34 protein-coding genes, 1 tRNA gene and 1 pseudogene are annotated in these 24,476 nt (G+C 55.4%); 26 read left to right on the forward strand and 10 right to left on the reverse strand.

What is annotated here, in order from left to right:
* Nucleotides 1-255 precede the first annotated feature (255 nt).
* Both SIB41_RS08490 and SIB41_RS08495 read right to left on the reverse strand, forming a co-directional pair.
* A pseudogene (locus SIB41_RS08490) lies at nucleotides 256-969 on the reverse strand (ThiF family adenylyltransferase); the annotation flags it as partial.
* 28 nt (nucleotides 970-997) lie between these two features.
* The gene (locus SIB41_RS08495) at nucleotides 998-1,489 is read right to left on the reverse strand and encodes a M67 family metallopeptidase (protein WP_413358203.1); all 492 of its coding nucleotides are present in this window, start codon (nucleotides 1,487-1,489) and stop codon (nucleotides 998-1,000) included.
* 65 nt (nucleotides 1,490-1,554) lie between these two features.
* On the opposite strand from SIB41_RS08495, the gene SIB41_RS08500 reads away from it, so the two are divergent.
* Entirely contained in the window at nucleotides 1,555-1,944 is a 390-nt protein-coding gene (locus tag SIB41_RS08500; protein WP_063420384.1) for a CAAD domain-containing protein, read from the forward strand.
* A gap of 22 nt (nucleotides 1,945-1,966) precedes the next feature.
* Here SIB41_RS08500 and SIB41_RS08505 read toward each other — a convergent pair whose 3' ends face one another.
* Nucleotides 1,967-2,860, reverse strand: coding sequence for a fructosamine kinase family protein (locus SIB41_RS08505; RefSeq protein WP_413358205.1), 894 nt, complete (start codon nucleotides 2,858-2,860; stop codon nucleotides 1,967-1,969).
* Nucleotides 2,861-2,895: 35 nt separating this feature from the next.
* Here SIB41_RS08505 and crtD point away from each other — a divergent pair, with 35 nt between their 5' ends.
* A complete protein-coding gene (crtD, locus tag SIB41_RS08510; protein ID WP_413358207.1) occupies nucleotides 2,896-4,407 on the forward strand; it encodes a C-3',4' desaturase CrtD in 1,512 nt (503 codons plus the stop codon).
* On the opposite strand, the gene SIB41_RS08515 is transcribed toward crtD, so the two are convergent.
* The gene (locus tag SIB41_RS08515; protein WP_413358209.1) at nucleotides 4,367-5,311 is read right to left on the reverse strand and encodes a prephenate/arogenate dehydrogenase; all 945 of its coding nucleotides are present in this window, start codon (nucleotides 5,309-5,311) and stop codon (nucleotides 4,367-4,369) included. The two genes, crtD and SIB41_RS08515, sit on opposite strands and share 41 nt — an antisense overlap.
* A 58-nt stretch (nucleotides 5,312-5,369) precedes the next feature.
* Between SIB41_RS08515 and SIB41_RS08520 the strand changes: the two genes are divergently transcribed.
* Both SIB41_RS08520 and SIB41_RS08525 read left to right on the forward strand, forming a co-directional pair.
* The gene (locus tag SIB41_RS08520) at nucleotides 5,370-6,815 is read left to right on the forward strand and encodes a helicase (protein WP_413358211.1); all 1,446 of its coding nucleotides are present in this window, start codon (nucleotides 5,370-5,372) and stop codon (nucleotides 6,813-6,815) included.
* A 41-nt stretch (nucleotides 6,816-6,856) separates the two neighbouring features.
* Nucleotides 6,857-7,096, forward strand: a complete 240-nt coding sequence (locus SIB41_RS08525) for a DUF2839 domain-containing protein (protein WP_011131093.1) — start codon at nucleotides 6,857-6,859, stop codon at nucleotides 7,094-7,096.
* Between the two features lie 108 nt (nucleotides 7,097-7,204).
* Here the strand turns inward: SIB41_RS08525 and recA are convergent, their stop codons facing one another.
* From recA to SIB41_RS08555, 6 genes are all read right to left on the reverse strand, one after another.
* Nucleotides 7,205-8,344 (reverse strand): recombinase RecA, encoded by a 1,140-nt coding sequence (gene recA / locus SIB41_RS08530; protein ID WP_063405128.1) that lies wholly within the window; start codon nucleotides 8,342-8,344, stop codon nucleotides 7,205-7,207.
* Nucleotides 8,345-8,497: 153 nt separating this feature from the next.
* A complete protein-coding gene (locus SIB41_RS08535) occupies nucleotides 8,498-9,274 on the reverse strand; it encodes an HAD family hydrolase (protein WP_413358213.1) in 777 nt (258 codons plus the stop codon).
* Between the two features lie 15 nt (nucleotides 9,275-9,289).
* Nucleotides 9,290-9,361: transfer RNA gene (locus tag SIB41_RS08540), tRNA-Gln, on the reverse strand.
* 104 nt (nucleotides 9,362-9,465) lie between these two features.
* Nucleotides 9,466-11,103, reverse strand: coding sequence for an AAA family ATPase (locus tag SIB41_RS08545; RefSeq protein ID WP_413358215.1), 1,638 nt, complete (start codon nucleotides 11,101-11,103; stop codon nucleotides 9,466-9,468).
* A gap of 54 nt (nucleotides 11,104-11,157) precedes the next feature.
* Complete coding sequence (locus tag SIB41_RS08550) at nucleotides 11,158-12,129, reverse strand: LdpA C-terminal domain-containing domain (protein ID WP_063416938.1); 972 nt, start codon at nucleotides 12,127-12,129, stop codon at nucleotides 11,158-11,160.
* A gap of 71 nt (nucleotides 12,130-12,200) precedes the next feature.
* Entirely contained in the window at nucleotides 12,201-12,662 is a 462-nt protein-coding gene (locus SIB41_RS08555; RefSeq protein WP_413361479.1) for an NAD(P)H-quinone oxidoreductase subunit N, read from the reverse strand.
* Nucleotides 12,663-13,062: 400 nt separating this feature from the next.
* Between SIB41_RS08555 and rplC the strand changes: the two genes are divergently transcribed.
* The 22 genes from rplC to rpsM all read left to right on the forward strand — a co-directional run bounded on the left by rplC (nucleotide 13,063) and on the right by rpsM (nucleotide 24,470).
* Nucleotides 13,063-13,719: a 50S ribosomal protein L3 gene (gene rplC / locus SIB41_RS08560; protein WP_011131099.1), complete on the forward strand. Its 657-nt coding sequence runs from the start codon at nucleotides 13,063-13,065 to the stop codon at nucleotides 13,717-13,719.
* The gene (rplD, locus tag SIB41_RS08565; protein WP_413358217.1) at nucleotides 13,719-14,354 is read left to right on the forward strand and encodes a 50S ribosomal protein L4; all 636 of its coding nucleotides are present in this window, start codon (nucleotides 13,719-13,721) and stop codon (nucleotides 14,352-14,354) included. Before rplC ends, rplD begins: the two co-directional genes overlap by 1 nt.
* Nucleotides 14,347-14,649: a 50S ribosomal protein L23 gene (locus SIB41_RS08570; protein WP_011131101.1), complete on the forward strand. Its 303-nt coding sequence runs from the start codon at nucleotides 14,347-14,349 to the stop codon at nucleotides 14,647-14,649. The genes rplD and SIB41_RS08570 overlap by 8 nt, the downstream gene beginning before the upstream one ends.
* A gap of 16 nt (nucleotides 14,650-14,665) precedes the next feature.
* Nucleotides 14,666-15,529 (forward strand): 50S ribosomal protein L2, encoded by an 864-nt coding sequence (gene rplB, locus SIB41_RS08575; protein WP_063420396.1) that lies wholly within the window; start codon nucleotides 14,666-14,668, stop codon nucleotides 15,527-15,529.
* Nucleotides 15,530-15,564: 35 nt separating this feature from the next.
* A complete protein-coding gene (rpsS, locus tag SIB41_RS08580; RefSeq protein WP_011131103.1) occupies nucleotides 15,565-15,840 on the forward strand; it encodes a 30S ribosomal protein S19 in 276 nt (91 codons plus the stop codon).
* Between the two features lie 4 nt (nucleotides 15,841-15,844).
* Nucleotides 15,845-16,213: a 50S ribosomal protein L22 gene (rplV, locus tag SIB41_RS08585; protein ID WP_011131104.1), complete on the forward strand. Its 369-nt coding sequence runs from the start codon at nucleotides 15,845-15,847 to the stop codon at nucleotides 16,211-16,213.
* A gap of 19 nt (nucleotides 16,214-16,232) precedes the next feature.
* A complete protein-coding gene (gene rpsC, locus SIB41_RS08590) occupies nucleotides 16,233-16,961 on the forward strand; it encodes a 30S ribosomal protein S3 (RefSeq protein WP_413358219.1) in 729 nt (242 codons plus the stop codon).
* Nucleotides 16,962-16,977: 16 nt separating this feature from the next.
* Nucleotides 16,978-17,454, forward strand: coding sequence for a 50S ribosomal protein L16 (gene rplP / locus SIB41_RS08595; RefSeq protein WP_413358221.1), 477 nt, complete (start codon nucleotides 16,978-16,980; stop codon nucleotides 17,452-17,454).
* 3 nt (nucleotides 17,455-17,457) lie between these two features.
* Complete coding sequence (gene rpmC / locus SIB41_RS08600; RefSeq protein ID WP_413358223.1) at nucleotides 17,458-17,670, forward strand: 50S ribosomal protein L29; 213 nt, start codon at nucleotides 17,458-17,460, stop codon at nucleotides 17,668-17,670.
* An 18-nt stretch (nucleotides 17,671-17,688) separates the two neighbouring features.
* A complete protein-coding gene (rpsQ, locus tag SIB41_RS08605) occupies nucleotides 17,689-17,955 on the forward strand; it encodes a 30S ribosomal protein S17 (RefSeq protein ID WP_011826912.1) in 267 nt (88 codons plus the stop codon).
* Nucleotides 17,952-18,317, forward strand: a complete 366-nt coding sequence (gene rplN / locus SIB41_RS08610; RefSeq protein ID WP_063420399.1) for a 50S ribosomal protein L14 — start codon at nucleotides 17,952-17,954, stop codon at nucleotides 18,315-18,317. The genes rpsQ and rplN overlap by 4 nt, the downstream gene beginning before the upstream one ends.
* Nucleotide 18,318: 1 nt before the next feature.
* Nucleotides 18,319-18,675 (forward strand): 50S ribosomal protein L24, encoded by a 357-nt coding sequence (rplX, locus tag SIB41_RS08615; protein WP_063420400.1) that lies wholly within the window; start codon nucleotides 18,319-18,321, stop codon nucleotides 18,673-18,675.
* A 119-nt stretch (nucleotides 18,676-18,794) separates the two neighbouring features.
* Nucleotides 18,795-19,334, forward strand: coding sequence for a 50S ribosomal protein L5 (gene rplE / locus SIB41_RS08620; protein WP_011826916.1), 540 nt, complete (start codon nucleotides 18,795-18,797; stop codon nucleotides 19,332-19,334).
* 24 nt (nucleotides 19,335-19,358) lie between these two features.
* Nucleotides 19,359-19,760 (forward strand): 30S ribosomal protein S8, encoded by a 402-nt coding sequence (gene rpsH, locus SIB41_RS08625; RefSeq protein ID WP_011826917.1) that lies wholly within the window; start codon nucleotides 19,359-19,361, stop codon nucleotides 19,758-19,760.
* Between the two features lie 15 nt (nucleotides 19,761-19,775).
* The gene (gene rplF / locus SIB41_RS08630; RefSeq protein WP_011131113.1) at nucleotides 19,776-20,315 is read left to right on the forward strand and encodes a 50S ribosomal protein L6; all 540 of its coding nucleotides are present in this window, start codon (nucleotides 19,776-19,778) and stop codon (nucleotides 20,313-20,315) included.
* 33 nt (nucleotides 20,316-20,348) lie between these two features.
* The gene (gene rplR / locus SIB41_RS08635) at nucleotides 20,349-20,717 is read left to right on the forward strand and encodes a 50S ribosomal protein L18 (protein ID WP_011131114.1); all 369 of its coding nucleotides are present in this window, start codon (nucleotides 20,349-20,351) and stop codon (nucleotides 20,715-20,717) included.
* Nucleotides 20,718-20,731: 14 nt separating this feature from the next.
* Nucleotides 20,732-21,358, forward strand: coding sequence for a 30S ribosomal protein S5 (gene rpsE, locus SIB41_RS08640; RefSeq protein ID WP_063420402.1), 627 nt, complete (start codon nucleotides 20,732-20,734; stop codon nucleotides 21,356-21,358).
* A 7-nt stretch (nucleotides 21,359-21,365) separates the two neighbouring features.
* Complete coding sequence (gene rplO, locus SIB41_RS08645) at nucleotides 21,366-21,821, forward strand: 50S ribosomal protein L15 (protein ID WP_413358225.1); 456 nt, start codon at nucleotides 21,366-21,368, stop codon at nucleotides 21,819-21,821.
* A gap of 107 nt (nucleotides 21,822-21,928) precedes the next feature.
* Entirely contained in the window at nucleotides 21,929-23,248 is a 1,320-nt protein-coding gene (secY, locus tag SIB41_RS08650) for a preprotein translocase subunit SecY (RefSeq protein WP_413358227.1), read from the forward strand.
* Nucleotides 23,249-23,288: 40 nt separating this feature from the next.
* Entirely contained in the window at nucleotides 23,289-23,837 is a 549-nt protein-coding gene (locus tag SIB41_RS08655; RefSeq protein ID WP_063416812.1) for an adenylate kinase, read from the forward strand.
* 46 nt (nucleotides 23,838-23,883) lie between these two features.
* A complete protein-coding gene (gene rpmJ / locus SIB41_RS08660) occupies nucleotides 23,884-23,997 on the forward strand; it encodes a 50S ribosomal protein L36 (RefSeq protein ID WP_011131119.1) in 114 nt (37 codons plus the stop codon).
* Nucleotides 23,998-24,104: 107 nt separating this feature from the next.
* A complete protein-coding gene (gene rpsM / locus SIB41_RS08665; RefSeq protein ID WP_011826925.1) occupies nucleotides 24,105-24,470 on the forward strand; it encodes a 30S ribosomal protein S13 in 366 nt (121 codons plus the stop codon).
* Nucleotides 24,471-24,476 lie beyond the last annotated feature (6 nt).

A 24,476-nucleotide genomic window follows, 5' to 3' on the forward strand; every position in this document is an offset into this window, starting at 1 on the left:
GCAGAATCAACTCAATAGTAGCGACGCTAGCAAGCCAATCTTCATATCAATTGTGAACATCTAGAAACAACCTCTACGCAGTCTTCTTAGCAAACAGTTCCTTAATCCCCTCATCAGGATACTCTCCGAAGGAATATCATCAATGTCATCATTGGCGAACGGATGAATGATTGGGTGACACTGAAGTCAGTCAAATAATTGATCCTTGAGCATTGAGAACTTAGCCACAAAATACGCCCCTTACATTGAAGGGCAAAACATCAACAATCTATAGCGACCTCTCAACATCGTTCTAATTCCCGTGATGAGTGTGATCATCTCAATAGACTGGATTCAACCAATCAATCCCGGAAGGATCCCCATCCCACCGCCTTCGACGCAAGAAGGCACCAAGCCAGCGGGTGGCGGTTCGGACACCAGATCACGATAGTTGGGACTCTCAGCATCAAGGTTAAAATCGGTCGCCTGACCTTCAAAGCGATGAATCGATCAAAAATATACTGAGCTTACTTAAAAGCACACAAGCGTCATTCACCAGGTAACGGCTAGGGAAATTATCATTACAGTCACAAACAATTTCGTACGGCTGAATGATCTCAAAAGCGTTATCTCGCGTCAGCGCTTTCTCGTAGACATCAACTTAAACAATGGGAATTGATTTCAAGGATGCGAGCCCGAGCAGAATGCGTTTTTGCTTGACCCACCCAACTCGTGCCATGGATCACCTGGCGCTGCAAATTAGAGGGCTCAACAACATCTAAATCGACAATCCCGATATGGCCCTGCAGCGGCAGCAGCCAAATCAAGCAGCACCGGCAAACCGAGCCCGCCACTACCCACACACAACACAGAAGCCACTTTGAGTCGTTTCTGACCAGTCATCCCAACCTCTGGCAGGGTGAGATGACGAGAAAAACGCTCTAACTCATCGGGGCTCAGGTCAACATCAACGGTTTCGTGAAGACCCATAGGAGAAAGAGTGCCGATAGCTATTCCCTTACCACTGTCCCAAATGCGCAACCTCATGCTGCTGGCCAGGTTGCACTCCTGTCAGCCACCAAGCGCGCACATTGCCGGAACCTGCCACGATCACAACTAACGACGGCACAGTGGCCCAGCGATGATCCATAACGGAAGGCACAGCCTCACCGCCAGGATGAGAATGGGCACTGCCCAACACCTGCCAATTGCGCTCTCTGGCAAAGCGTTGAGCCTGCAACTGTTCACGAGGATCCAAAGCAAAGCGACACTTGCGTGATGGCAGCAGCTCAGCCCCAAGATTCGGATCATCCGAGTCTTCAGGGAGGCTTGACATTCCCGGCTCCCATACATTGCAGCAAGGCCAAATCAGCCGAACATTCCAGATACTGCCGCCTTGATAACTATTGGAATCATCTTGATAACCCAATAAGAGAGCACATCCCTCAAATGGCGCCACAGCCAATAAACTGCGACGAAGAACCATCAGGTAATTACGATCAAACTCCAACAGCCCTGGCATAACAAAGATCCTTTCGATACGCTCGGCAAAGATTTGCCATCGGTTTCGTGTTCATGAGCGACATCAACACCGTGACAAACGAACAATCCACCACAGAAAAGACCACCACAAGCAGCGTTGATAACGCAGATGAGGAGATTAAATTCTCAGAGCGTTACAGCGAAGCCGTTGGCAAGGTCAACGAAACCCTAAACAAGCTCGATTGGAGCCAGATGGGGCGCATCGGCAAGGTTTTGGGGATCTTCGCAGCTGTGATCGTTGCCCAGATCCTGATCAAGGGAGTGATGGATACAATCAATTTGCTACCAATCGTGCCTGGACTGCTCGAACTGCTTGGTGTGGTGATGGTGGGCCAATGGAGCTGGCAAAACCTCACCACCAGTGAGAAGCGCTCTGCCCTGTCTGAAAGGGTTCAGAATCTCCGCAAGGAATACTTAGGCTGAATACTGCAAATCCAAATGCAATTCAAGTCAGCAACCAACTTGCCAAACGATTCAGAATGGATTGGCTCTGACTTCGATATGAGCCTCCAAAGAGATTGGCATGATTGATGAGGTGATACAGGTTATAAACCTCGACCCTTTTGCTTGCATCAGCTGGGAGTGGCCATACGTTCTCATATCCGATATAGAAATCCTGCGAAAAACCACCGAATAATTGAGTCATCGCCAAATCAACTTCTCTATCGGCCCACCAGGTAGCAGGATCCAGCAGGACTCCCCGCCCATCTGAGAGAACATTGGCATTGCCACTCCAAAGATCCCCATGCACGAGACTTGGACTGGGTTGATGGCGATCCAACCAAGGGATTAACGCCGAGAGGATTGGCTCAACATCAACCAGATCCAAGCCCCATCGAGCCGCCTCTCTTAGCTGAGGACGCAAGCGCAGCGTCACGAATGCGTCGCCCCACTCCTCCCTCCACCCCCCTGGCTGAGAGCCAGCACCGATAAAACCATCCACGGGCCAACCAAAGCGTCCAGGGTTTTCGGCGGCAGATGCCCGATGCAACAGGGCCAGTCCACGACCCAGAGATGCCTGATTACCCGCCCAAAAATCCAACCAAGGCAGCAACAACACGGCTTCACCACAGACCTGATCAAAAGCCAAAGGCTCCGGCACCTCCAACACTCCCGGATCAGCCCATGCCTTAAGAACCTTTAGCCCCTCAGCTTCGACCTTGAGCATTGGCAAAGCATCTGCCCCACCTGTTTTGGCAAACAGTTGCCGACCACCCTTCAACTGCAAACACCAGGCCTGATGAATGCATCCGCCTGCGACGCACTCAACATCCTCAATGACTTCACCACTCAAGGGTCCCTCGGCTGCTACCAGGTCCTGCCTCAGACGCTCGTTCATACCCACACCTCTCTAAACCTTGTCAGCATGACCGGATGGCTGAGGACTCAATCATCGTGATCGGGGGCGGCATTGCCGGCCTAACGGCAACAGCCCTCTTAGCCAAGCAAGGATTACCCGTCACCTTGGTGGAAGCGCACCATCAACCTGGAGGGTGTGCCGGCACCTTCAGACGAGGTCCCTATATCTTCGATGTGGGTGCCACCCAGGTTGCCGGTCTAGAACCCAGTGGCAGCCATGAACGCATCTATAGGCATCTGAACCTGGTCATGCCACAAGCGGAGCTACTCAACCCCGCTTGTGCAGTGGATCTCGCCGACGGATCCCAACCCATTCAGCTCTGGCATGATCCAAAGCGCTGGGAACAAGAATGGCGATATCACTTCCCTGGCAGTGACTCCTTCTGGGCTCTGACTGCCAAGCTCCACCAAAGCAACTGGGGCTTTGCCAGCCATGATCCGGTCGTCACACCCCGCAACGCTTGGGACTTAGGCCAACTGCTTCAGGCTCTGCGTCCAGCAACAATCGCCTCAGGGCTATTGAGCAGCCTGACAGTGGCAGATCTCTTAAAGCTATGCGGCTGTGCGCAGGATCAGCGCCTTCGCAAATTCCTAGACCTCCAGATCAAGCTCTATTCGCAAGAACCGCTCGATCGCACAGCCGCCCTCTATGGAGCCACCGTGTTGCAAATGGCTCAAGCACCTCTTGGGCTCTGGCATCTGCAGGGATCGATGCAAAAACTCAGCGATGACCTAATGCATGCCCTGCAGCGGGATGGCGGCCAGGTATTGCTGCGCCATCGTGTGGTGGGCCTAAAACTAGCTGCGCGGGGCATGGCTTGGACAGTCAGCATCAAAACCCCCAATGGCAAGGCTTTAGAACTGACCACACCAGATGTGGTATGCAGTCTGCCTCCTCAATGCCTGAGATCGCTGATGCCACAAGGAGCAGGCATGCCCAAGGCCTATCGCCAAAGGCTAATGAAATTACCTCAACCCAGTGGAGCTTTGGTGTTCTACGGGGCCATCGATCGCAGCGCCCTGCCTAAGAACTGTCCTGTCCATCTGCAAAGAGCCTCCAAAACACCCGGCTCCCTGTTCGTATCAATCAGCCGTGAGGGAGATGGCCGTGCTCCCGCTGGTCAAGCCACAGTGATTGCAAGTGTGTTCACCGCCACAGCGGAGTGGTGGGGCCTAACTGAATCCACCTATCAAGAACGCAAGCAAACGGCCCTGTTAGCCATCCGCCAAACACTTGAAAGTTGGTTAGATCTCGCACCTGAAGCTTGGCAGCATCAAGAACTAGCCACACCCAGGAGCTTTGCACATTGGACTGGTCGGCCCAATGGAATTGTGGGTGGCCTTGGGCAGCACCCTTCACAATTTGGGCCCTTCGGACTAGCAAGCCGCACTCCCATGCGAGGGCTCTGGCTCTGTGGTGACTCAATTCACCCTGGTGAAGGTACTGCAGGGGTGAGCATCTCGGCACTCATGACCTGTCGCCAGCTCATGGCTCAGCGAGGTCATCAGTTGCGGGTGGCGAATTGAGGTCATTGTTGGCAGCAACAAGAAAGCTGGGTCGCAATGCCTGGGAACGTTCCAATTCAGCCTTTAACTGCGACCAGTGCCCATTCAAAACGGCCTCCTCAAGCTGCTCCAAGCTCCAGCGATAAGCAGCCAAACCACGCAAGATCGCTGCGGTGTTGTTCTCAGCCATAGATGTTCCCAACTGGGGATTACCACCACCCACCCTGGTGGTATCAGCAAAACCACTAGAAGACAGCACTCTGGCGAGTTCGCGAACAGCAGGATCACGCTCCTCACCCACTGTTCGTAGCAAGGCAGCACTCACCAGCACAGGCAGGTGGGAAATCAGCGCCACAGCTTGATCATGGTTAGCTGCATCCGCCGTAAACCATTGACTGCCCAAAGACACCGCAAATCGACGCACCAACTCGAGCGCCTCAAGGTCTGTTTGATTGTCAGGTGTCGCTACCCAAGGACGTTGCTGAAATAAGCCCCGCAGCCCTGCTTCCACTCCTGCTTCAGCGGTGCCTGCCATGGGATGGCTAGCCACAAAGCGGGGGTGTAGGTCGCTCCAGAGCTCTAAAACAGGCATCTTCACTGAACCCACATCAGTTACCACAGCAGCTGCAGGCAAAGCCTTTAGAAGATTCGGATCTGGATTGAGCAGCTGAGCCAAAGGCAGCGCCAGGATCACCAAATCACAATCCGCGAGAATGCCCGGATCGGTACTCACCAAGTGAGCCAAACCCCTAGCGCGAGCCCTATCAGCGGTAGTGGAACGATGCACCAGACCATTGACCTTCCAACCAAGCGCCTGCAGATCCAATCCCAAGGAGCCACCAATCAGCCCAAGCCCTACGACTCCAGCGCAAAGTGATGTGTTTTTGTTCTGCTCCATCCCTACGGTTCTGGCACTGCAGTCCATGTTGATCGACCAATCAACATGGAGCTTGCTCGGGTTTACAGCTTCCTAGGCTCTGGCAATGCTCGAAGCCCGCAGCCATCAGCAGCTCAAGCACCTGCTCCTGCAGAACTCCTCCCCCTGGCCTCATCACCTCACTTTGAGCCGTCTTGTTGCCCGCAGTCTCAGGCGCAAAGATCACACCCTGATCCAGCTCGACCCTCGTAGCAAAGACCTCTGGTGGCTTGGTCTGCTGGTTCCTCTCTGCCTGGAGGCCAAGGATGCTGTGATGATCCTTTCCGATCAGCAGCGACGGCGACTCCTCAAGGTAGAACTGCCACAACTGCTGACGAAAGGCATCAAACTCCCCTGCTGGGAAGGGCACCTTCCGCCCTCAGGGAATCAACTGTGGTTGATGAACCACAGTGAGTTGATTGAGGCACACCACCAGGGGCATCTCAAATCAAGGCAGTTGATCATTCCAGAAGCAGACCAACTAAGCCAGCGACTACGGGACAGCATGGCTTTGTCGATCACACCTCAAGACTGGGAGCGTTTGCGGCGGGCACATCCTTCTGCGGAGGCTTCCCTCATGCAACTGCACGAACGATTAAGCCGCAGCCTGTTTACTCACGCCACCCGAGCCAATGCCCAGGTTCGCCTTGATGGCAGCGAAATTCAGGCTCTCAAAGATCTCATGCGACTTCTAGGCCCCTCACCTTCCCCTTGGCCTGCAGTGCTGAAGGCCGATAGCCGTTTTTGGGCAAGCTGGGCCGAACTCGATCACCGACTACTGCAATGGCAATGGCATCTACAACCGCTCGAACCCCTTCAAAATCTTCCAGGTCTGTTACGAGACCAACCGTCTGTCCTGCTGAGCGGATCACGGGAGCACGAACTCGTCCGCACTGAGTTGGACGCTGCAGCATTTCCTGCCACCGTCATAGCCAGATTGAGTGAACCCAACCTGCAGGAACCAATACCTCTTTTTGCACCGCGCCGCCAACCACTACCGAATACCGAAATCTATGCAGAGCATCTGCTCGATCAATGCCGCCGTCTGATCCTGGGGCGTCCGGGCATCACTGTGGTGTTACTTGACGATCAGCAACTGCGCCGCCAACTCACAAGTGAGTTGGCGGCGGAATTTGGACGCAGAGTCGTTCATGAAACCACCGCTCCGGAATCCAACGGTGTTGTCTGTTGCCGCTGGGCTTGGTGGCTTCATCACCAGGAACAACTCCCTCTCCCAGAACAACTAATCGTGGCCTTGCTTCCCCTGGCGAGCGTAGAGTCACCACTCACAGCAGCAAGAGTAGAATCCCTCAAGAATCAAGGTCGTGACTGGTTCCGAGACCTTCTCTTGCCTGAAGCTCTCAGCCTGCTAACACCAGCGATTGCCCCGCTCCGAAAAAATCACGGACGACTAGCAATCCTGGACGGACGTCTACGAGGACGGAGCTGGGGGAAGCAAGTGCTGAGCACACTCGAACCCTGGACACCCCTGCAACGCCTATTACCGGATTAAGCCAACTACTCTTTAACAACCAAACAGCAACGAGGAAGGCCATGGGAGAAGCCAGACGACGATCCGAACAGGGCCTAGCACCACGCCAGAAACAATCCAAAAAAGATGACTCCCCCAGAATCGTCTCCTGGCTGCCCATTACCCAACGTGATAAAGAGCGTTTTTACGCCATCACAACCCGTGGCGCCTGGATTGGCATCGGCTTCATGGTGGCTTTGTGGGTCGTAGCGCGCTTCATAGGCCCAGCCGCTGGGTGGTGGACCCCCGCCGATGCCAGGTAAAAGAAACTACTGGGGAAAGAAAACATCAATCATCCCAAATCCCTCTCTTCAGTAACAAACCCAAGACCCTCAAAGAGCTCTTGGGTTGTCTCGTTCTTTTAGCCAGTCTTAAGCAGCTTCAGATGCCAAGCTGACGACAGGTTTTTTAGCCGCAGTACGCGCCGCAGCCGCCAACGGACGCATGGAATTAGCGGTCACCTCAGACCCTTCAGTGAGTTTCTGACGCACAAGAACTTCAATCTGCTCCTGGGCTTCAGAATTCTGCTCAAGCCAAGTAATCGTGTTGTCACGTCCCTGACCGATATTGTCGCCCTCATAGCTGTACCAGGCACCCTTACGGATAACAACACCAGTTTCTTCAGCTAGGTCAAGCAAGCAACCCAAGGTACTGATGCCACGACCAAAAAGAATGTCGAACTCAGCAATACGAAACGGAGGGGCTACCTTGTTTTTAGCCACCTTCACCTTGGCACGAATTCCATACTCCTCCGTGCCGCGCTTGAGCGTTTGAATACGACGGATATCGAGACGTACGGAGGCGTAAAACTTGAGAGCATTGCCACCAGTCGTCGTCTCCGGGTTGCCGTAAGTGACGCCTATCTTGAGACGCAACTGGTTGAGAAAAATGACAGTGCAGCCAGATTTGCCGATGTTGCCAGTGATCTTGCGCATCGCCTGACTCATCAGACGGGCCTGGCTACCCACAGCTAAATCGCCCATCTCACCTTCGATCTCAGACCGAGGAGTGAGCGCAGCAACGGAATCCACAACAACGATATCAACGGCGGCAGAGCGCACAAGCTGGTCGACTATCTCCAGAGCCATCTCCCCCGTGTCCGGCTGCGAGACCAGCAGGTTCTCAATATCCACTCCTAAAGAGGCTGCGTAGACCGGATCGAGCGCATGCTCGGCATCCACAAAAGCTGCGACGCCACCACGACGCTGTACCTCGGCGATGGCATGCAGGGTGAGGGTGGTTTTACCGGAACTCTCCGGGCCGTACACCTCCACGACTCGTCCTTTCGGGTACCCACCGCCAAGGGCAAGATCAAGGGTCAGTGCCCCTGTAGGGAAGGTCTCCACCCGCATCCGAGAAGCATCCCCCAAGCGCATGATCGAACCCTTGCCAAAATTGCGTTCAATCTGACCAAGCACCAAATTGAGAGCTTTGTCCCGCTCACCTGGACGGGGTTCAACCTGGAGGGAATCAGACTTAGAGGATTGGGCTGATTTCACGTCAACTGACATAGCAATGGTAAATAAAGGATTAAACGAGTACCGTCGACTGCTGACCTAGGCGAAGCAAAAAACACTGCGGCAAAGCTGACGGACACCGATCAAAGAGTCCAATACCACCACAACCGCGAACCGTCCCAGATAGTACAGACGTACCCTAACGGATCAGGGCCAACTCGCCAAGGGTGCCGCCAAAGCTTCTGGCTCCAACAGGCGAATACCCATGGGCAAGGTCCGAGAGTCTTCCGGCTTGAGGTAGCCCCAACTCGCCAGATAGCAAGGCAGAGAAGAGAGTCCGGGCGTCGCGAGCACCGTCTCGAGGGTGGCACGACGATCCTCCACGAAGCCCCGCAGTGGTCGCTCCGCCGCCAACCGCAGCAGCACCTCAGGCTTACTGCCCGACTGATGGCCGTACAACCCATGAGGAGCAAGTTGAAAGCACTTCAACAGTTCAGCGGTGAACTCGGCCCCCTTGGTGGTGAGCACCACCAAGTCGAAGCCTTCATCGTGGAGGCCACGAAGACGCTCAATCACACCAGGAAAAGGGCGGTGGCGGGCCAGCCAATTCAACCGATCGGCCTCCAGCGCACTCCGCCGCACCTGCTCCAAGGCCTCCTGCAACTGACCTGGCTGCCATCCCCAAGCCTCTAAAGCCTGCTGACATCGCAAGTGATAATCGACCGAAAAGGCCTTAGCTCCATGCCTCAGCAAGGGTCCATCAGAGCGCAGCAGCTCTGCCGCCAAAAGCACCATCTCCCAACCCTGATGGATCCAGGGCCGGAGCAAACGAAAAGCTTCAGGAGCAGCATCGGGCAAAGGGTCTGGACCAAAGTCAAGACCCACTAACTGCAGACAAGCGTGCCGGGCACTCCACCAGTACTCGCCCATCCCATCAACAATGACACCGTCAAAGTCGAAAACCAACAGGGAGCGAGACGTCAACTGAGGATTGAGAAACTGGGCCGCTAGGATTCGAACCTAGGAATGGCGAGACCAAAACCCGCTGCCTTACCACTTGGCGACGGCCCAATGATCCAGATCATTAGCCGCGCAGAGGAGACTTCACTGGAATCCAGATAGTTACCCACATTGAAGCCACCTTCGTCAATGCATGCTGTTCAAGCAGAGCCATTTCAAGGGGGATAAACCCGCAATCGCTGTTGTTCCGCCTGGCCGAAAACATCACTACTGAGGCGATAGCGCGTCACCAAATCAACCTGCATCTGACGAACCTGCTCGCTACGGGGTAAGAGCTCCACCGGTCGTCCATAGGGCAGCACTACCTTTTCCACAGCCAATCTGCACTCTTCAAGTGCAGCCAGGGCATCTTCCTGATCACCATCCTGAGACTCTGAATGTGAGATCTGATCTTGCGGCCCAGCGCGACGTGCTAGCAGCCGCTCCAGCGCACGCTCTACCTGAGGCAATGTGTCGGACTTAATCACAAGGACCGGCACACGTGATTCACGCGCCTGACGTCTCAGAGTTGGCTGATGGCCGAGTCCCTTACGGATGCTGAGCACAACGTCAGCCTCATGGAGGTCATCCACCCAACGAACAGGCCAGCCATGACGACGAATAGCCTCATCCACCAGTTGGGGCGTGATTCCACAACAGAGCACCTGAAGTGCTCTGTGATCTGCACGCTCAGCAGAGATCGCCTCAGCATGATCTTGGGCAGGTGGAGCCGCTCTAGGAGAAGGTGCGTTTGGATCCGGCAGTGGGACCGCTGCCAGAGCAGGACGTGGTGAAGATGATCGACTCGGCTGCGCATCCACGAGCCGCACCGATCCATCAGAGCCCAGCTCCCGCAACTGGGGGCGTGGCAACTGTCCGCGCAGCAACTGATCAACAGTGGCAGCCACGTCGGCATGAATCGACCAACGATTGCGAGTATTGATTTCAACTGCCACAGGGAAAGTGGGCTCAGCAGCCCTCTCAAGCACAGTCTTCTGCGTGCGTCGCCGCCTTGCCTCTTCATCTCCAAGAGTGACAGCCTGAATCCCGCCAACAAGATCACTAAGGGTTGGATTCTTGATCAAATTCGCCAAAGCATTGCCATGGGCCGTAGCCACAAGCTGCACCCCCCGTTCAGCGATCGTGCGCGCAGCCTGGGCCTCTAGCTCCGTACCGATTTCATCAATCACGATGACTTCCGGCATGTGGTTCTCCACCGCCTCAATCATGACCTGATGTTGTTGTTCTGGCAGTGACACTTGCATGCGCCTGGCCCGACCAATAGCTGGATGGGGAATATCCCCGTCACCAGCAATCTCGTTACTGGTGTCAATCACCACAACCCTGCGTTGCAGATCATCAGCAAGAACCCTGGCAATCTCACGCAGCGCGGTGGTCTTACCAACTCCTGGGCGCCCCATCAACAAGAGCGATTGACCACTATCCAGTAAATCTCTCACCATTGCCACGGTGCCAAAAACGGCCCTTCCCACACGGCAGGTGAGGCCCACCACCTCTCGCTGGCGATTACGAATAGCACTGATGCGATGCAGAGTTCGTTCAATACCAGCACGGTTGTCAGCACCAAACTGACCCAATCGATCAACAGTGGTTTGCAGGTCATCGCGCGTGAGGCACTGCTCTCCTAACGCAAGCGCTCGTCCCGGATAGCGTGCTTCAGGCACTCTGCCGAGATCCAAGACCACCTCAAGTAAATCCTCCCGGCTATTGGGTGTCGCCAAAGCCTGCTGAACCGCAAGAGGCAACAAATCCAACAATCGGTCTAGATCATCAGTAATACGCTTTGGCTTCATGGCCCTCAGCCCCAGCCATGCGGAGATGGCTCCAGTAATGGCCTTCTAGCAGGCTTACGACCCAGATTGACGGAACAGCCATGGACGAACAAGCTGCTCTGCCTGCGCAAGAGCAGCTTGCCAACCCTCAGGCCATTCTCTCAGGCTCACATGCCTGGCCTGTGCTTCAAGCAACCAGGGCTGAAGGAGACGACGAGCCATGCCGCCAAAAGCAATGCCTGCCGGCCCATGCTCAGTAGAGAGATAGGTGATCGTGTGGGCATTGGTGCCCCCCGCTAACTGGAGGGGGCCAGGCGGAGCCAATGGCCGCAGCTTCCGCCAGAGCGCTACAGCAACTCGAGCCGTTCCTGACCCGATATCGCCACTCATGGGTCGGCCATCAAGCTGCCAAAGAGGTCTTTGCCCAGAACGCCTTAAACAAACATATCTTTGCCACAACTCACTTGCTAAAGCCTCAACCGTGAGCCCATGCCCCTCAAGGCCACAGCTCACCCCAATCCGCTGCAGAGGCACCTGAGCCGACATCAGCTCTGCAACTGTGGATTCAAAGGCCTCAGCCCGCCCAGGTGCCGTGTGGATCTCGACTGCATCAGGATGCAATTCCGCCAACAGAGGTCCGAAATCTTTCAGTTCAAGTCGCCGGTCATGTTCATCGATCAAACCAAGCGGACAAGTCGGCAGACATCGTCCACAGCCATAACAACGGCTTAACTGAACCCCCCCTTGCTCACCAATAGCCTCAGCAGGACAAGCATGTTGACAAGGCCGCGAACAATCGCTTGGACAGCGAGCAGGATCAAACCAAGCTTTTCGAAAATGGGCATCCTTGCCATCACTGATGCTCACCATCAACCAAGGACGAAAACCACTCCGCGCTTGCACCCAATCAAGCCCCTGACGAGCTGCCCTGACAACGGCAGCATCGGCCGCCACATCCACACAATGAATACCAGCCGCGGCAAAAACCGCACAAAGGTCTGTAATGGCAAGCAAATCCTGATTGCTGGCACCACAGATCAACTTCACCCAAGACCCACTGGCCAGGGCGAGCTCACCGCGAAGAGCACTCTGCTGGAAAGGGTTAGAAGGAATAGTGTTCAGTCCGCGAGCAAAGTGGACATCGGCTGCCAATTCAAACTGCGAGCACCACCCATCTCAACAACGACCCGTAAACGCGACTCACGCTTACAAAGATCACAAAGCGCCAAGAGCTCAGATCTTGACAGCACCTGCCCCTCCAAAAGCCAGAGCACCACAGGAGCGTTGTCGACAAATAATTCAGCCAACTGGGGCATCACCTGCTGAACCTCACCGACAGCCCCATTGCGCCCAACGCTTTGATGCCCGAGATGAGGAGGCCGAATGCCGTGCAGCTCAAACAGAAACACCTCCGGATCGCCAAGCCCCCGAGCTGAGCTGAGCTGGGTGCGGTATCCAGCAGCCCGAAGCCTTCGCAGCAAACGGGTTTCACTGCCACCTTCAAGGGGAACATGCATGGCCAGACAGCCGCAAGCATCCAGGTCACGGCGAAACACCCGACCAGAAAGCAACAGCGGCATGACGACATCACTCAAGTAGCCATGAGTCTGCCAGCAGGTTCGGAAAATATTTAATTGGCGTAAGTAGTGGTGTAAGGTCTTAGTTTGGTTCCTATTTCTGTGCCCGTCCGCTAGCCGGGCCTCCAGAAGACGAATCAGATCCGACGATTGCGCCGGATCCTTAGGCCAGAGCAGAAAAGGGATTTATCCCTATAACTGCCGGGAAACTGATTGACTCAAAAGGTCGACCAAGTCCCAGCCAGCTGATTTGCTCGCTAGCCCTATCCGAAATTGCCTCAGCCGCCGTTTCTTACGGCACAAGGTCTTTCGGCGACGACTGCGCTCCATTGATCAGCACTGAATCACAACCCCCCGACCGGAAAACGGACGGCGGACATCCACGCTGGCGTTTTTACCCTCCATGTCAATCGGCATCCTTGGGAAGAAACTGGGCATGTCTCAGTTCTTCGACGATCAAGGCAGAGCCATCCCGGTCACCCTGATCGAGGCGGGTCCCTGCCGCATCACCCAACTCAAGACTTCTGAAATCGACGGTTATGCCGCCGTTCAGATCGGTTTCGGTGATACCCGCGAAAAATTGATCAACAAGCCTTCCAAAGGGCACCTCACCAAATCTGGCGAGGTTCTCTTGAAGCATCTACGCGAATATCGCGTCGAGGGCCTTGAAGGGCTAGAGCTAGGAGCGGCGATCACCGTCGGCAGCTTTGAAGCTGGCCAGAAGGTAGACGTCAGCGGCGACACGATGGGGCGTGGTTTCGCTGGTTATCAAAAGCGCCACGGCTTCAGCCGTGGTCCGATGAGCCACGGTTCCAAAAACCATCGAGAGCCAGGCTCCACAGGTGCTGGAACGACTCCAGGAAGGATTTATCCAGGCAAACGCATGGCTGGCCGCTACGGCGGCAAAAAGCGCACCACCCGTGGACTCACCATCCTCAAAGTGGACAGCAACCGCAATCTCCTGGTGGTGAAGGGGTCGGTGCCTGGCAAGCCAGGCGCCCTGCTCAACATCAGACCCGCAAAACGCGTAGGCAACAAGCCTGCTCAAGGAGGTAAGTGATGGCTGAATGTGTTGTTCACGACTGGCAGGGCAAGGAAGCCGGCAAGGCAAGCCTTGCACTCAAAGTTTCTAAAGAAACCACGGCTGTTGATCTCATGCACCGTGCAGTGCTCAGGCAGCAGGCCCATAGCCGTCAGGGAACGGCAAGCACCCTCACTCGTGCCGAGGTTCGTGGTGGTGGACGCAAGCCCTATAAGCAAAAGGGCACCGGCCGTGCCCGCCAGGGAACGATCCGCACCCCCTTACGCCCAGGCGGCGGCATCATCTTCGGACCAAAGCCAAGGACCTACAACCTGGCGATGAACCGAAAGGAACGTCGTCTGGCCCTACGCACCGCGCTGATGGCCCGTATTGAGGACGTCATTGTGGTCAAAGACTTTGGCAACAGCCTGAAGGTCCCCAAGACCAGAGAGATCTCAGACGCCCTTATAAGGCTCGGCCTTGCCGCAGATGCAAAGGTTTTGATCATTCTTTCCACACCCTCCGAGATCATCCGACGCTCCGTGCGCAATCTCGAAAAGGTGAAACTGATCGCCGCCGATCAACTCAACGTCTTCGATTTGCTCCACGCCAATTCTCTGGTGCTGAGCGAGGAGGCTCTCGCAAAGATCCAGGAGGTTTACGGAGATGACTGAACGTTTCAACGATCGGCTGGCGGATGTGATCCGCCGTCCACTGATCACAGAAAAGGCGACCAGCGCACTGGAACAAAACCAGTACACCTTTGAGGTTGACCATCGTGCCGCCAAGCCTGATATCAAGGCAGCCGTAGAACAACTCTTCGACGTCCGTGTGGTCGGCATCAGCACCATGAATCCTCCTCGACGCAGCCGTCGAGTGGGTCGTTTCACCGGCAAGCGAGCCCAGGTCAAAAAAGCCATCGTGCGGCTTGCCGAAGGCAACACGATCCAACTCTTCCCTGAGTCCTGAGGGGTCTGAAAACATCATGGCAATCCGTACCTTCCGCCCTTACACCCCAGGAACACGCACCAGGGTGGTCACAGACTTCAATGAGGTCACCGGCCGTAAACCCGAGCGTTCTCTTGTGGTGGCGAAACATCGCCGCAAGGGTCGCAACAACAGAGGTGTTATCACCTGCCGCCATCGCGGTGGCGGGCACAAGCGCCTATACCGCATTGTCGATTTCCGTCGCAATAAGCACGGCATTCCGGCCAAAGTGGCGGCGATCCATTACGACCCCCATCGCAATGCCCACCTAGCACTGCTTTTTTACACCGATGGAGAGAAGCGCTACATCCTTGCTCCAAACGGGATCACCATTGGTCAGCAGCTGATTTCAGGCCCGGAATCACCGATCGAGACAGGCAATGCCTTGCCACTCTCAGCCATCCCTCTTGGCTCCAGCGTCCACAACGTTGAGCTTTATGCCGGCCGTGGTGGCCAGATGGCGCGTACGGCCGGATCAAGTGCACAAGTCATGGCCAAGGAGGGTGATTACGTCGCTCTCAAGTTGCCCTCCACTGAGGTCCGCCTTGTGCGCCATGAGTGCTACGCCACTCTCGGAGAAGTAGGCAATTCGGAAGTGCGTAACACCAGCCTGGGCAAGGCTGGGCGTCGCCGTTGGCTAGGGCGACGCCCCCAAGTTCGCGGCAGTGTGATGAACCCCTGTGACCACCCTCATGGTGGTGGCGAAGGGCGTGCACCGATCGGCCGTTCAGGCCCGGTGACACCCTGGGGCAAACCTGCCCTTGGTCTCAAGACGCGTAAGCGGAACAAGCCCAGCAACCGGTTCGTTCTTCGGAAACGTCGCCGCACCTCCAAACGAAGCCGTGGAGGACGCGATTCCTGATGTCACTCACTGTTCTGCCGTTCGCTTAACCCGCCATGGGACGTTCATTAAAAAAAGGCCCATTCATTGCTGACAGCCTGCTTCGCAAGCTGGAAAAGCAAAATGCTGACGATGACAAGTCGGTGATCAAAACCTGGTCTCGAGCCTCCACCATCCTGCCCATGATGATCGGCCATACCATTGCCGTTCACAACGGCAGGAGCCATGTGCCGGTGTTCATCACCGAGCAGATGGTTGGACACAAGCTGGGTGAATTTGCTCCCACCCGCACCTTCAAAGGCCACATCAAAGACAAAAAAGGAGGCCGCTGAGACCATGACGACCTCATCACCCACTACGACAACTATCGCCAAGGCCCACGGCCGTTTCATCCGCGGCTCCGTATCAAAGGTACGGCGGGTGCTCGATCAAATCCGCGGTCGCACCTATCGCGACGCGCTGATCATGCTCGAGTTCATGCCCTACCGCTCCACTGGCCCGATCACAAAAGTTCTGAGGTCAGCTGTGGCCAATGCAGAGCACAACCTGGGTCTTGATCCAGCATCGCTTGTGATTGCCCAAGCCAGCGCCGACATGGGTCCATCCATGAAGCGCTATCGGCCCCGAGCTCAAGGTCGCGCTTTCGCGATCAAGAAGCAAACCTGCCACATCAGCATTGCTGTGGCAGCCCAGACCGACTCCTGACCCCCGAGGACACCGACCGATGGGAAACAAAATCCATCCAACCGGCTTACGCCTGGGGATCACCCAGGAGCACCGATCTCGTTGGTACGCCACCAGCAAGATGTACCCCATCCTCCTTCAGGAGGACGACAGGATCCGTCGATTCATCCATAAGAAGTACGGCGCAGCAGGCATCAGCGATGTGTTGATTGCCCGCAAGGCCGACCAACTCGAAGTGGAGCTGAAGACTGCACGACCAGGTGTGCTCGTTGGCCGCCAGGGCAGTGGCATCGAAGAGCTACGAACCGGCATCCAAAAAACCATCGGTGATCACAGTCGACAGGTTCGGATCAACGTCGTCGAAGTCGAGCGAGTCGATGCCGATGCCTTCCTGCTGGCCGAGTACATCGCCCAGCAGCTCGAGAAGCGAGTCGCTTTCCGCCGCACCATCCGCATGGCCGTACAACGGGCCCAGCGAGCGGGTGTACTGGGCTTAAAAATCCAGGTTGGTGGTCGGCTCAACGGCGCCGAAATCGCTCGCACCGAATGGACCCGCGAAGGCCGTGTGCCTCTACACACCCTTCGCGCCGAGATCGACTACGCCACAAAAGTAGCTAGCACTACCTACGGAGTACTAGGCATCAAGGTCTGGATCTTCAAAGGCGAAGTACTGGGAGACGAGGCCCAGTCATTGCCTGTGGGTGCAAGCCCACGGCGCAGGGGCAATCGTCGACCCCAACAATTCGAAGATCGCTCAAACGAGGGTTGATGAGGAGGCCTGAACCATGCTGAGTCCAAAACGCGTCAAATTCCGCAAACAACAACGAGGCCGTATGCGCGGCGTCGCAACCAGGGGCAACACCATTGCCTTTGGAGAGTTTGCCTTGCAAGCCCAGGAATGTGGCTGGATTACCTCACGCCAAATCGAGGCCAGCCGCCGAGCCATGACCCGCTACGTCAAACGGGGTGGAAAGATCTGGATCCGGATCTTTCCAGACAAGCCAGTCACTATGCGTCCCGCTGAAACACGCATGGGCTCTGGCAAGGGCAACCCTGAATTTTGGGTTGCCGTCATTAAGCCAGGTCGGATTCTGTTCGAAATGGGCGGTGAAGAGATCACGGAAGACATTGCTAAGGAAGCCATGCGCCTTGCCCAGTACAAACTACCCATCAAGACAAAGTTCATCGGCCTGGACGACCAAGAGAAGGTGACTGGTAGCGACAAGCCTGCCAGTGTGCCTGCCATCACCGCGGAGTCCTAACCCATGGCCCATCCCAAAGCCGCCGAGGTGCGCAAACTCACCGACGCCGACATCACAGAGCAGATCGATGGCATCCGCCGAGAGCTTTTCGATCTCCGCTTTCAGCAAGCCACCCGGCAGCTGAGCAATACGCACCGCTTCAAAGAGTCCCGCATCAAGCTGGCTCAGCTGTTAACGGTGCAGAAGGAGCGCAGCCGCTCCGCCGCCGCCTCCTGATTTTTTCCCTTAGAACCCATGGCACTCAAGGAAAGGCTCGGCACCGTCGTCAGCGACAAGATGGACAAAACAGTAGTGGTAGCGGTGGAAAACCGCTTCCCTCATCCCATCTACCAGAAGACGGTCAGCCGAACCACCCGTTATAAAGCCCACGACGCTGGTAACACCTGCCGCATCGGTGATCGCGTGCGAATCACTGAGACACGTCCTATCAGTCGATCAAAGCGTTGGACGGTTGCTGAAGTCCTCAGCCACAGTCCCAAAGCTCAAGAGGTCTCCACATGATTCAGCAGGAATCCTTCCTCACTGTTGCCGATAACAGTGGCGCCAAGCGAATCCAATGCATCCGTGTGCTGGGCTCAAACCGTCGCTATGCCCATGTAGGCGACATCATCGTGGCAGCTGTAAAAGACGCGATGCCGAATATGAGCGTCAAGAAATCCGAGGTCGTCAAAGCTGTGGTGGTTCGCACAAAAGCAACCCTGCGCCGAGATACTGGCAACTCGATTCGTTTCGACGACAACGCCGCAGTGCTCATTAACGAGGACAAAAACCCTAGAGGCACTCGTGTTTTTGGGCCGGTGGCTCGGGAACTTCGCGAGCGCAACTTCACCAAAATCGTATCCCTCGCTCCGGAGGTGATCTGAAATGCCTATCACAACCCCCAAACAAAAAACCACTCAGCGCATCAAGATGCGCATCCATAAAGGGGACACCGTCCAAGTCATCACAGGCAAGGACAAAGGAAAAACTGGCGAAGTGCTACGCACTCTGCCCATAGAGAACCGCGTGATTGTGCAGGGCGTCAACATTCGCACCCGTCACGTCAAACCCACCCAAGAGGGAGAAAGCGGCAGGATTGTCTCAGAGGAAGCGTCCGTACACGCCTCCAACGTGATGCTCTATTCCAATAACAAAAAGATCGCCAGTCGTGTGGCGCTGGTTGTCGAAAAAGACGGCAGCAAAAAACGCCGCCTCAAAAGGACCGGAGAGTTGATCGACTAATCACAGCTCCAACCACAGAACCTTGGGCCATCTAAATCACAATTTCCAGCCCACCAACGTCCCTTTCTTCCCAATCCCCGATCTTCTGACCACGTCCAGAAGAACCCTTCCACCAAGCCATGTCACTCAAACAGCGCTACCGGGAGACCATTCAGCCCAAACTGCTGAAGGATCTAAGCCTCTCGAATATTCACGAAGTCCCCAAGGTGCTAAAAATCACCGTCAACCGAGGGCTCGGTGAGGCCGCCCAAAACGCAAAGTCCTTGGAGGCCTCCATTACTGAACTGGCTACTATCACTGGCCAGAAAGTTGTCGTGACTAGGGCCAAGAAGGCCATCGCTGGCTTCAAAATCAGGCAGGGAATGCCCATAGGTTGCGCCGTCACACTCCGCGGAGAGCGGATGTATGCCTTCCTGGAGCGCCTGATCAATCTTGCACTGCCCAGAATCAGGGACTTCCGAGGTGTCAGCCCAAAGAGTTTTGACGGCCGTGGAAACTACACCCTTGGAGTGAGGGAGCAACTCATCTTCCCTGAAGTTTCCTTCGACAAGATCGATGCCATCAGGGGTATGGACATCACCATCGTGACCAGCGCCCGTACGGATGAAGAGGGCCAATCCCTCCTCCGAGAGATGGGAATGCCGTTCCGCAGCAACTAAGCCCTCTTCGGAGACGACTGAACTATGGCCAACCACGATCCAATCTCAGACATGCTCACACGCATTCGCAATGCGAGTGAAAAGCGTCACCAAACAACCCGCGTTCCTGCCTCCCGCATGTCACGCAGTATTGCCAAAGTCCTACAGCAAGAGGGCTTCATTTCTGAAATCAGTGAAGAAGGTGAAGGTGTACTTACCCATCTAGTCCTCGAATTGAAGTACAGCGGCAAACACCGCCATCCCACCATCCGCTCAATGCAGCGGGTGAGCAAGCCAGGCCTGCGCATCTACAAGAACACCCGTGCCCTACCCAAGGTCCTTGGTGGCCTTGGGATGGCAATCATCTCCACTTCCAAAGGCGTGATGAGCGACCGCGATGCCCGCAAACAGGGCGTTGGCGGAGAAGTGCTCTGTTACGTGTACTGACCAGGAACCTGAACCATGTCTCGTATCGGTAAAAATCCCATCCCCATCCCCGACAAGGTGGCTGTAACCCTTGATGGTCTTGCAGTCAGCGTCAAGGGCCCCAAGGGAGAACTGAGCCGCACCCTTCCCGAAGGCGTCAGCGTCAGTCAGGTGGAGAACACAATTGTGGTTACACCCACAAGTCAGAAACGTAAGTCGCGTGAGCGTCACGGTCTCTGTCGCTCGCTTGTCGCCAACATGGTTGAAGGGGTGAGCAAGGGCTACACGCGCAAACTAGAACTCATCGGTGTGGGCTCACGTGCACAAGTGAAAGGGAAAAAGCTTGTAGTGAGTGCCGGTTTCAGCCATCCGGTAGAAATGGACCCACCCGAAGGAGTCACATTTGCAGTAGAGAACAACACCAACGTCACCGTCTCAGGTGCAGACAAGGAGCTGGTGGGCAACGAAGCTGCAAAGATCCGAGCCATTCGTCCTCCTGAGCCCTACAAGGGCAAGGGGATCAGATACGAGGGCGAACGGATCCTGCGCAAAGCCGGCAAATCCGGCAAGAAATAGAGGTCAGCCTGACTTCCCTCCGCATTACCCACCATGTCTAACCTCTCCCGAAAGCAGCAGACCCAAAAGCGCCATCGGCGCCTGCGGCGCCATCTCAAGGGCACCGCCCAGCGTCCGCGCCTGGCTGTATTCCGCTCCAACAACCACATTTATGCCCAGGTTATTGATGACGAGGCCCAAAACACCCTTTGCGCCGCCTCGACTCTCGACAAGGACTTACGCACCAGCCTTAAAGCCGATGGCAGCAGCTGTGACGCCTCCAATGCCGTCGGGGACTTAGTCGCAAAACGCGCCCTCGCCAAGGGCATCCAACAGGTGGTCTTCGATCGCGGCGGCAACCTGTACCACGGCCGAGTGAAATCCCTCGCCGATGCCGCCCGTGAGGCGGGCCTTCAGTTCTGATCCCTGCTCTCACCATGACCCAACCCAACACCCAGACCACCCCAAATGACGTCCCCGCAGCTGCGGAAGGCCAACAAGAACAACAACAGCAACGCCGTGGCGGGGGACGAGAGCGCAGAGGTGGCGGACGCCGTGGCGACCGCCGTGGCCAAGAGCGTGATTCCGAATGGCAAGAACGAGTCGTTCAGATTCGCCGCGTCTCCAAGACCGTAAAAGGTGGGAAAAAGATGAGTTTCCGGGCCATTGTGGTTGTCGGCAACGAGCGTGGCCAAGTGGGTGTTGGAGTCGGTAAAGCCGGCGATGTGATCGGTGCTGTTCGCAAGGGTGTTGCTGATGGCAAGAAGCACCTGGTCAAGGTTCCTCTCACTCGTCACAACTCCATCCCCACCCTGTCCAACGGACGCGATGGTGCTGCCAACGTGCTAATCCGCCCCGCTGCCCCAGGAACAGGGGTCATCGCAGGCGGTTCAATTCGCACAGTTCTGGAATTAGCCGGAATCAAAAACGTTCTAGCCAAGCGTCTTGGCAGCAAAACCCCTCTAAACAATGCCCGAGCTGCCATGGTGGCTCTGGCAAGTCTCCGCACCCATAAGGAGACCGCAAAGGAACGGGGGATCTCCCTCGAGCAGATCTACTCCTGATTCCCCTATGACTACTCTTCGACTCAACTCTCTCAAAGCCAACGTAGGTGCAAGGCGCCGCAAAATGCGTAAAGGTCGTGGTATTGCCGCTGGCCAAGGAGCAAGCTGTGGTTTCGGCATGCGTGGCCAAAAGTCCCGATCTGGTCGCCCTACCCGCCCTGGCTTCGAAGGCGGCCAGATGCCTCTCTATAGGCGCGTACCCAAACTCAAACACTTCACCACAGTGAACTCAAAAGAGTTCACTGTGGTGAACGTAGCGGCCCTCAATGAGCTCAAGGCGGGTACCACCATTAATCTCGACAGCCTTGTGAAAAATGGTGTTGTCACTAGTCCCAAATACCCTTTAAAGGTACTTGGCAATGGAGAACTCAAAGTCAAGCTGACCATTCAGGCCGCTGCATTCACAGCTACAGCCCGCAGCAAGATCGAAGCCGCTGGCGGCACATGCGAAACCCTTGACTGAAACGATGCCAAGTCAATACACCTGCATGTCTATGGTCTGAGCAGTCCGACAAGTCTTCAGTCAACGGACTGCTCTATTGCTTCAAACCCTCCCAATCCCTTCTCTCAATGTTCGTCAGTCGGGGTCGCAACCCCAGTGCCGCTGAAGTCATCAGCCAATTGGTGCGCAATCCAGAGCTGCGCGGCAGAGTGCTGACCACCCTGGGATTACTGCTTTTTATTCGCCTCGGCATCTACATCCCAATGCCAGGTATTGATCGGGTGGCCTTTCAGAGCTTCCTGCAACAGGGCGGACAACTGATCGGCTTTCTAGATATTTTCACCGGTGGAGGCATCTCCACCCTGGGGATTTTCGCTCTTGGGATCCTCCCATTCATCAACGCCTCAATCATTCTCCAGTTACTCACCGCAGCCTTACCCCAACTCGAGGACCTGCAAAAAAACGAAGGCGAGGCTGGTCGTCGCAAGATCGCACAGATCACGCGCTATGTAGCTCTTGGCTGGGGTCTAGTTCAAAGTGTGATTTTTGCCCTGATCCTCCGCCAGTACGCCGTTGAAGGGCTCAGTGAGGTCGTCTTTGTCGTGCAGACATCCCTGGCATTAGTAACAGGCTCGATGATCGTGATGTGGATGAGCGAAATCATCACTGACCGAGGGATTGGTCAAGGGGCCTCCCTTGTGATCTTCCTGAACATCGTTGCCACCCTGCCAAAAGCACTTGCTTCAACGATTGAAAAAGCACAAACCGGCGATCGCGGCGATGTGGTCGGCATCATTGTGCTCGTGATGGTTTTCCTAATGACAATCGTTGGGATCATCTTCGTGCAGGAAGGATCACGCCGTCTGCCGATTGTGAGCGCAAAACGACAGATAGGTGGAACCAATTTGCTACCAAACCGCCAGAGCTATCTACCTCTGAAGCTGAATGCTGGTGGTGTGATGCCAATCATCTTTGCTTCTGCACTGATTTTTCTACCAATCACCATTGCAAACTTCACCAAAAACCCTTTACTCATCAGGGCTGCAAGCACTCTTAACCCAAGTGCCGCTAATCCATGGCCCTATGCCTTGGTGTTTTTCGCGCTGATTGTCGGCTTCTCTTACTTTTACGCCTCACTCACCATCAATCCAATAGACATCGCCACAAACCTCAAACGGGGAGGCGTGGCAATCCCAGGAGTGAGGCCAGGCAGTGCTACAGCGAACTACCTATCCGGGGTTCAGAACCGACTGACCCTACTGGGCGGATTGTTCCTCGGTGCAGTTGCGATCATTCCCGCTGCGGTGGAACGCGCTACCAACGTTCAGACCTTTCAAGGCCTCGGAGCTACGTCACTGCTGATCCTTGTAGGTGTTGCCATCGACACCGCAAAACAAGTTCAGACCTATGTGATTTCTCAACGCTACGAAGGCCTTGTACGCCAATGAACGATTCCCCACTTCGTCTGAAAGCCCTTTTTTGCCATCCATGAAGCAACGTCTCCTATTCCTAGGGCCCCCTGGCGCAGGCAAAGGGACCCAGGCTGAACGTCTCTGCGCAGCCCATGAATTAATGCACCTATCTACTGGTGATTTACTGCGTACTGAGGTCGGCGCCAAAACACCCCTTGGTCAGGAGGCTGCTGCTGTTATGAACCGAGGCGAGCTGGTCAGCGATGAGCTGGTGCTCGCCATCGTCGAGAATCAACTCAAGAACCAAAATGGTGGTTGGCTCTTGGATGGTTTTCCACGCACCTTGATCCAAGCCACAGCACTCGAACCCTTACTTGAGGAACTCAAGCAACCAATTGAGGCTGTTGTACTACTGGAACTCAACGATGCAGTGTTAATTGAACGGTTAATTTCCCGAGGCCGCAGTGATGACAACGAAAGCGTGATTCGTAATCGCCTTGAGGTCTACCGTGAGAAAACAGCCCCCCTCATCGACCATTACCGCCAACAAGGACTGCTGCAAACGGTGGAAGCCCACGGCAGTATCGAATCAATCGCTATCAGCATCGAAAAATCCTTATGTTGACCTACGTGGTATGGTTGCCGTTTGGAAATTTGGAGAGCCACACTCCATGAAGGTGCGTGCCTCGGTCAAGAAAATGTGTGACAAATGCCGGGTGATCCGCCGCCACGGCAGGGTCATGGTGATCTGCTCCACCCCTAAGCACAAGCAGCGTCAGGGATAACTCCCTGTTGCTCATTGTTGATTGAACACCCCTGAATTGGGCCTTCAATCATCACCAACCTTTCTCGCCACCATCGGCGACCCCTATCCCCCTCGATTAACTGCTAAGTGGCACGGATTGCTGGCGTAGACATACCCCGTGACAAGCGGGTTGAAGTTGCACTCACCTACATCTATGGAATTGGTCTAACCCGCGCCAAAACCATCCTGACGAAATCTGGCGTCAATCCGGACATCCGAGTCAAGGATCTGGAAGATGGAGATGTGCAGAAGCTGCGTACGGCCTTAGAAGCCTTCACGATTGAAGGAGACCTTCGCCGCCAAGAAGGCATGGCCCTCAAGCGACTGCAAGATATCGGTTGCCTTCGGGGACGTCGACACCGCATGAGCCTCCCAGTTCGCGGTCAACGCACCAGAACAAATGCACGTACCAGGCGCGGCGCACGCAAAACCGTGGCTGGCAAGAAAAAATAAGCAACA

The organism is Prochlorococcus sp. MIT 1201 (genome assembly GCF_047303415.1).
Lineage (GTDB): Bacteria > Cyanobacteriota > Cyanobacteriia > PCC-6307 > Cyanobiaceae > Prochlorococcus > Prochlorococcus marinus_D.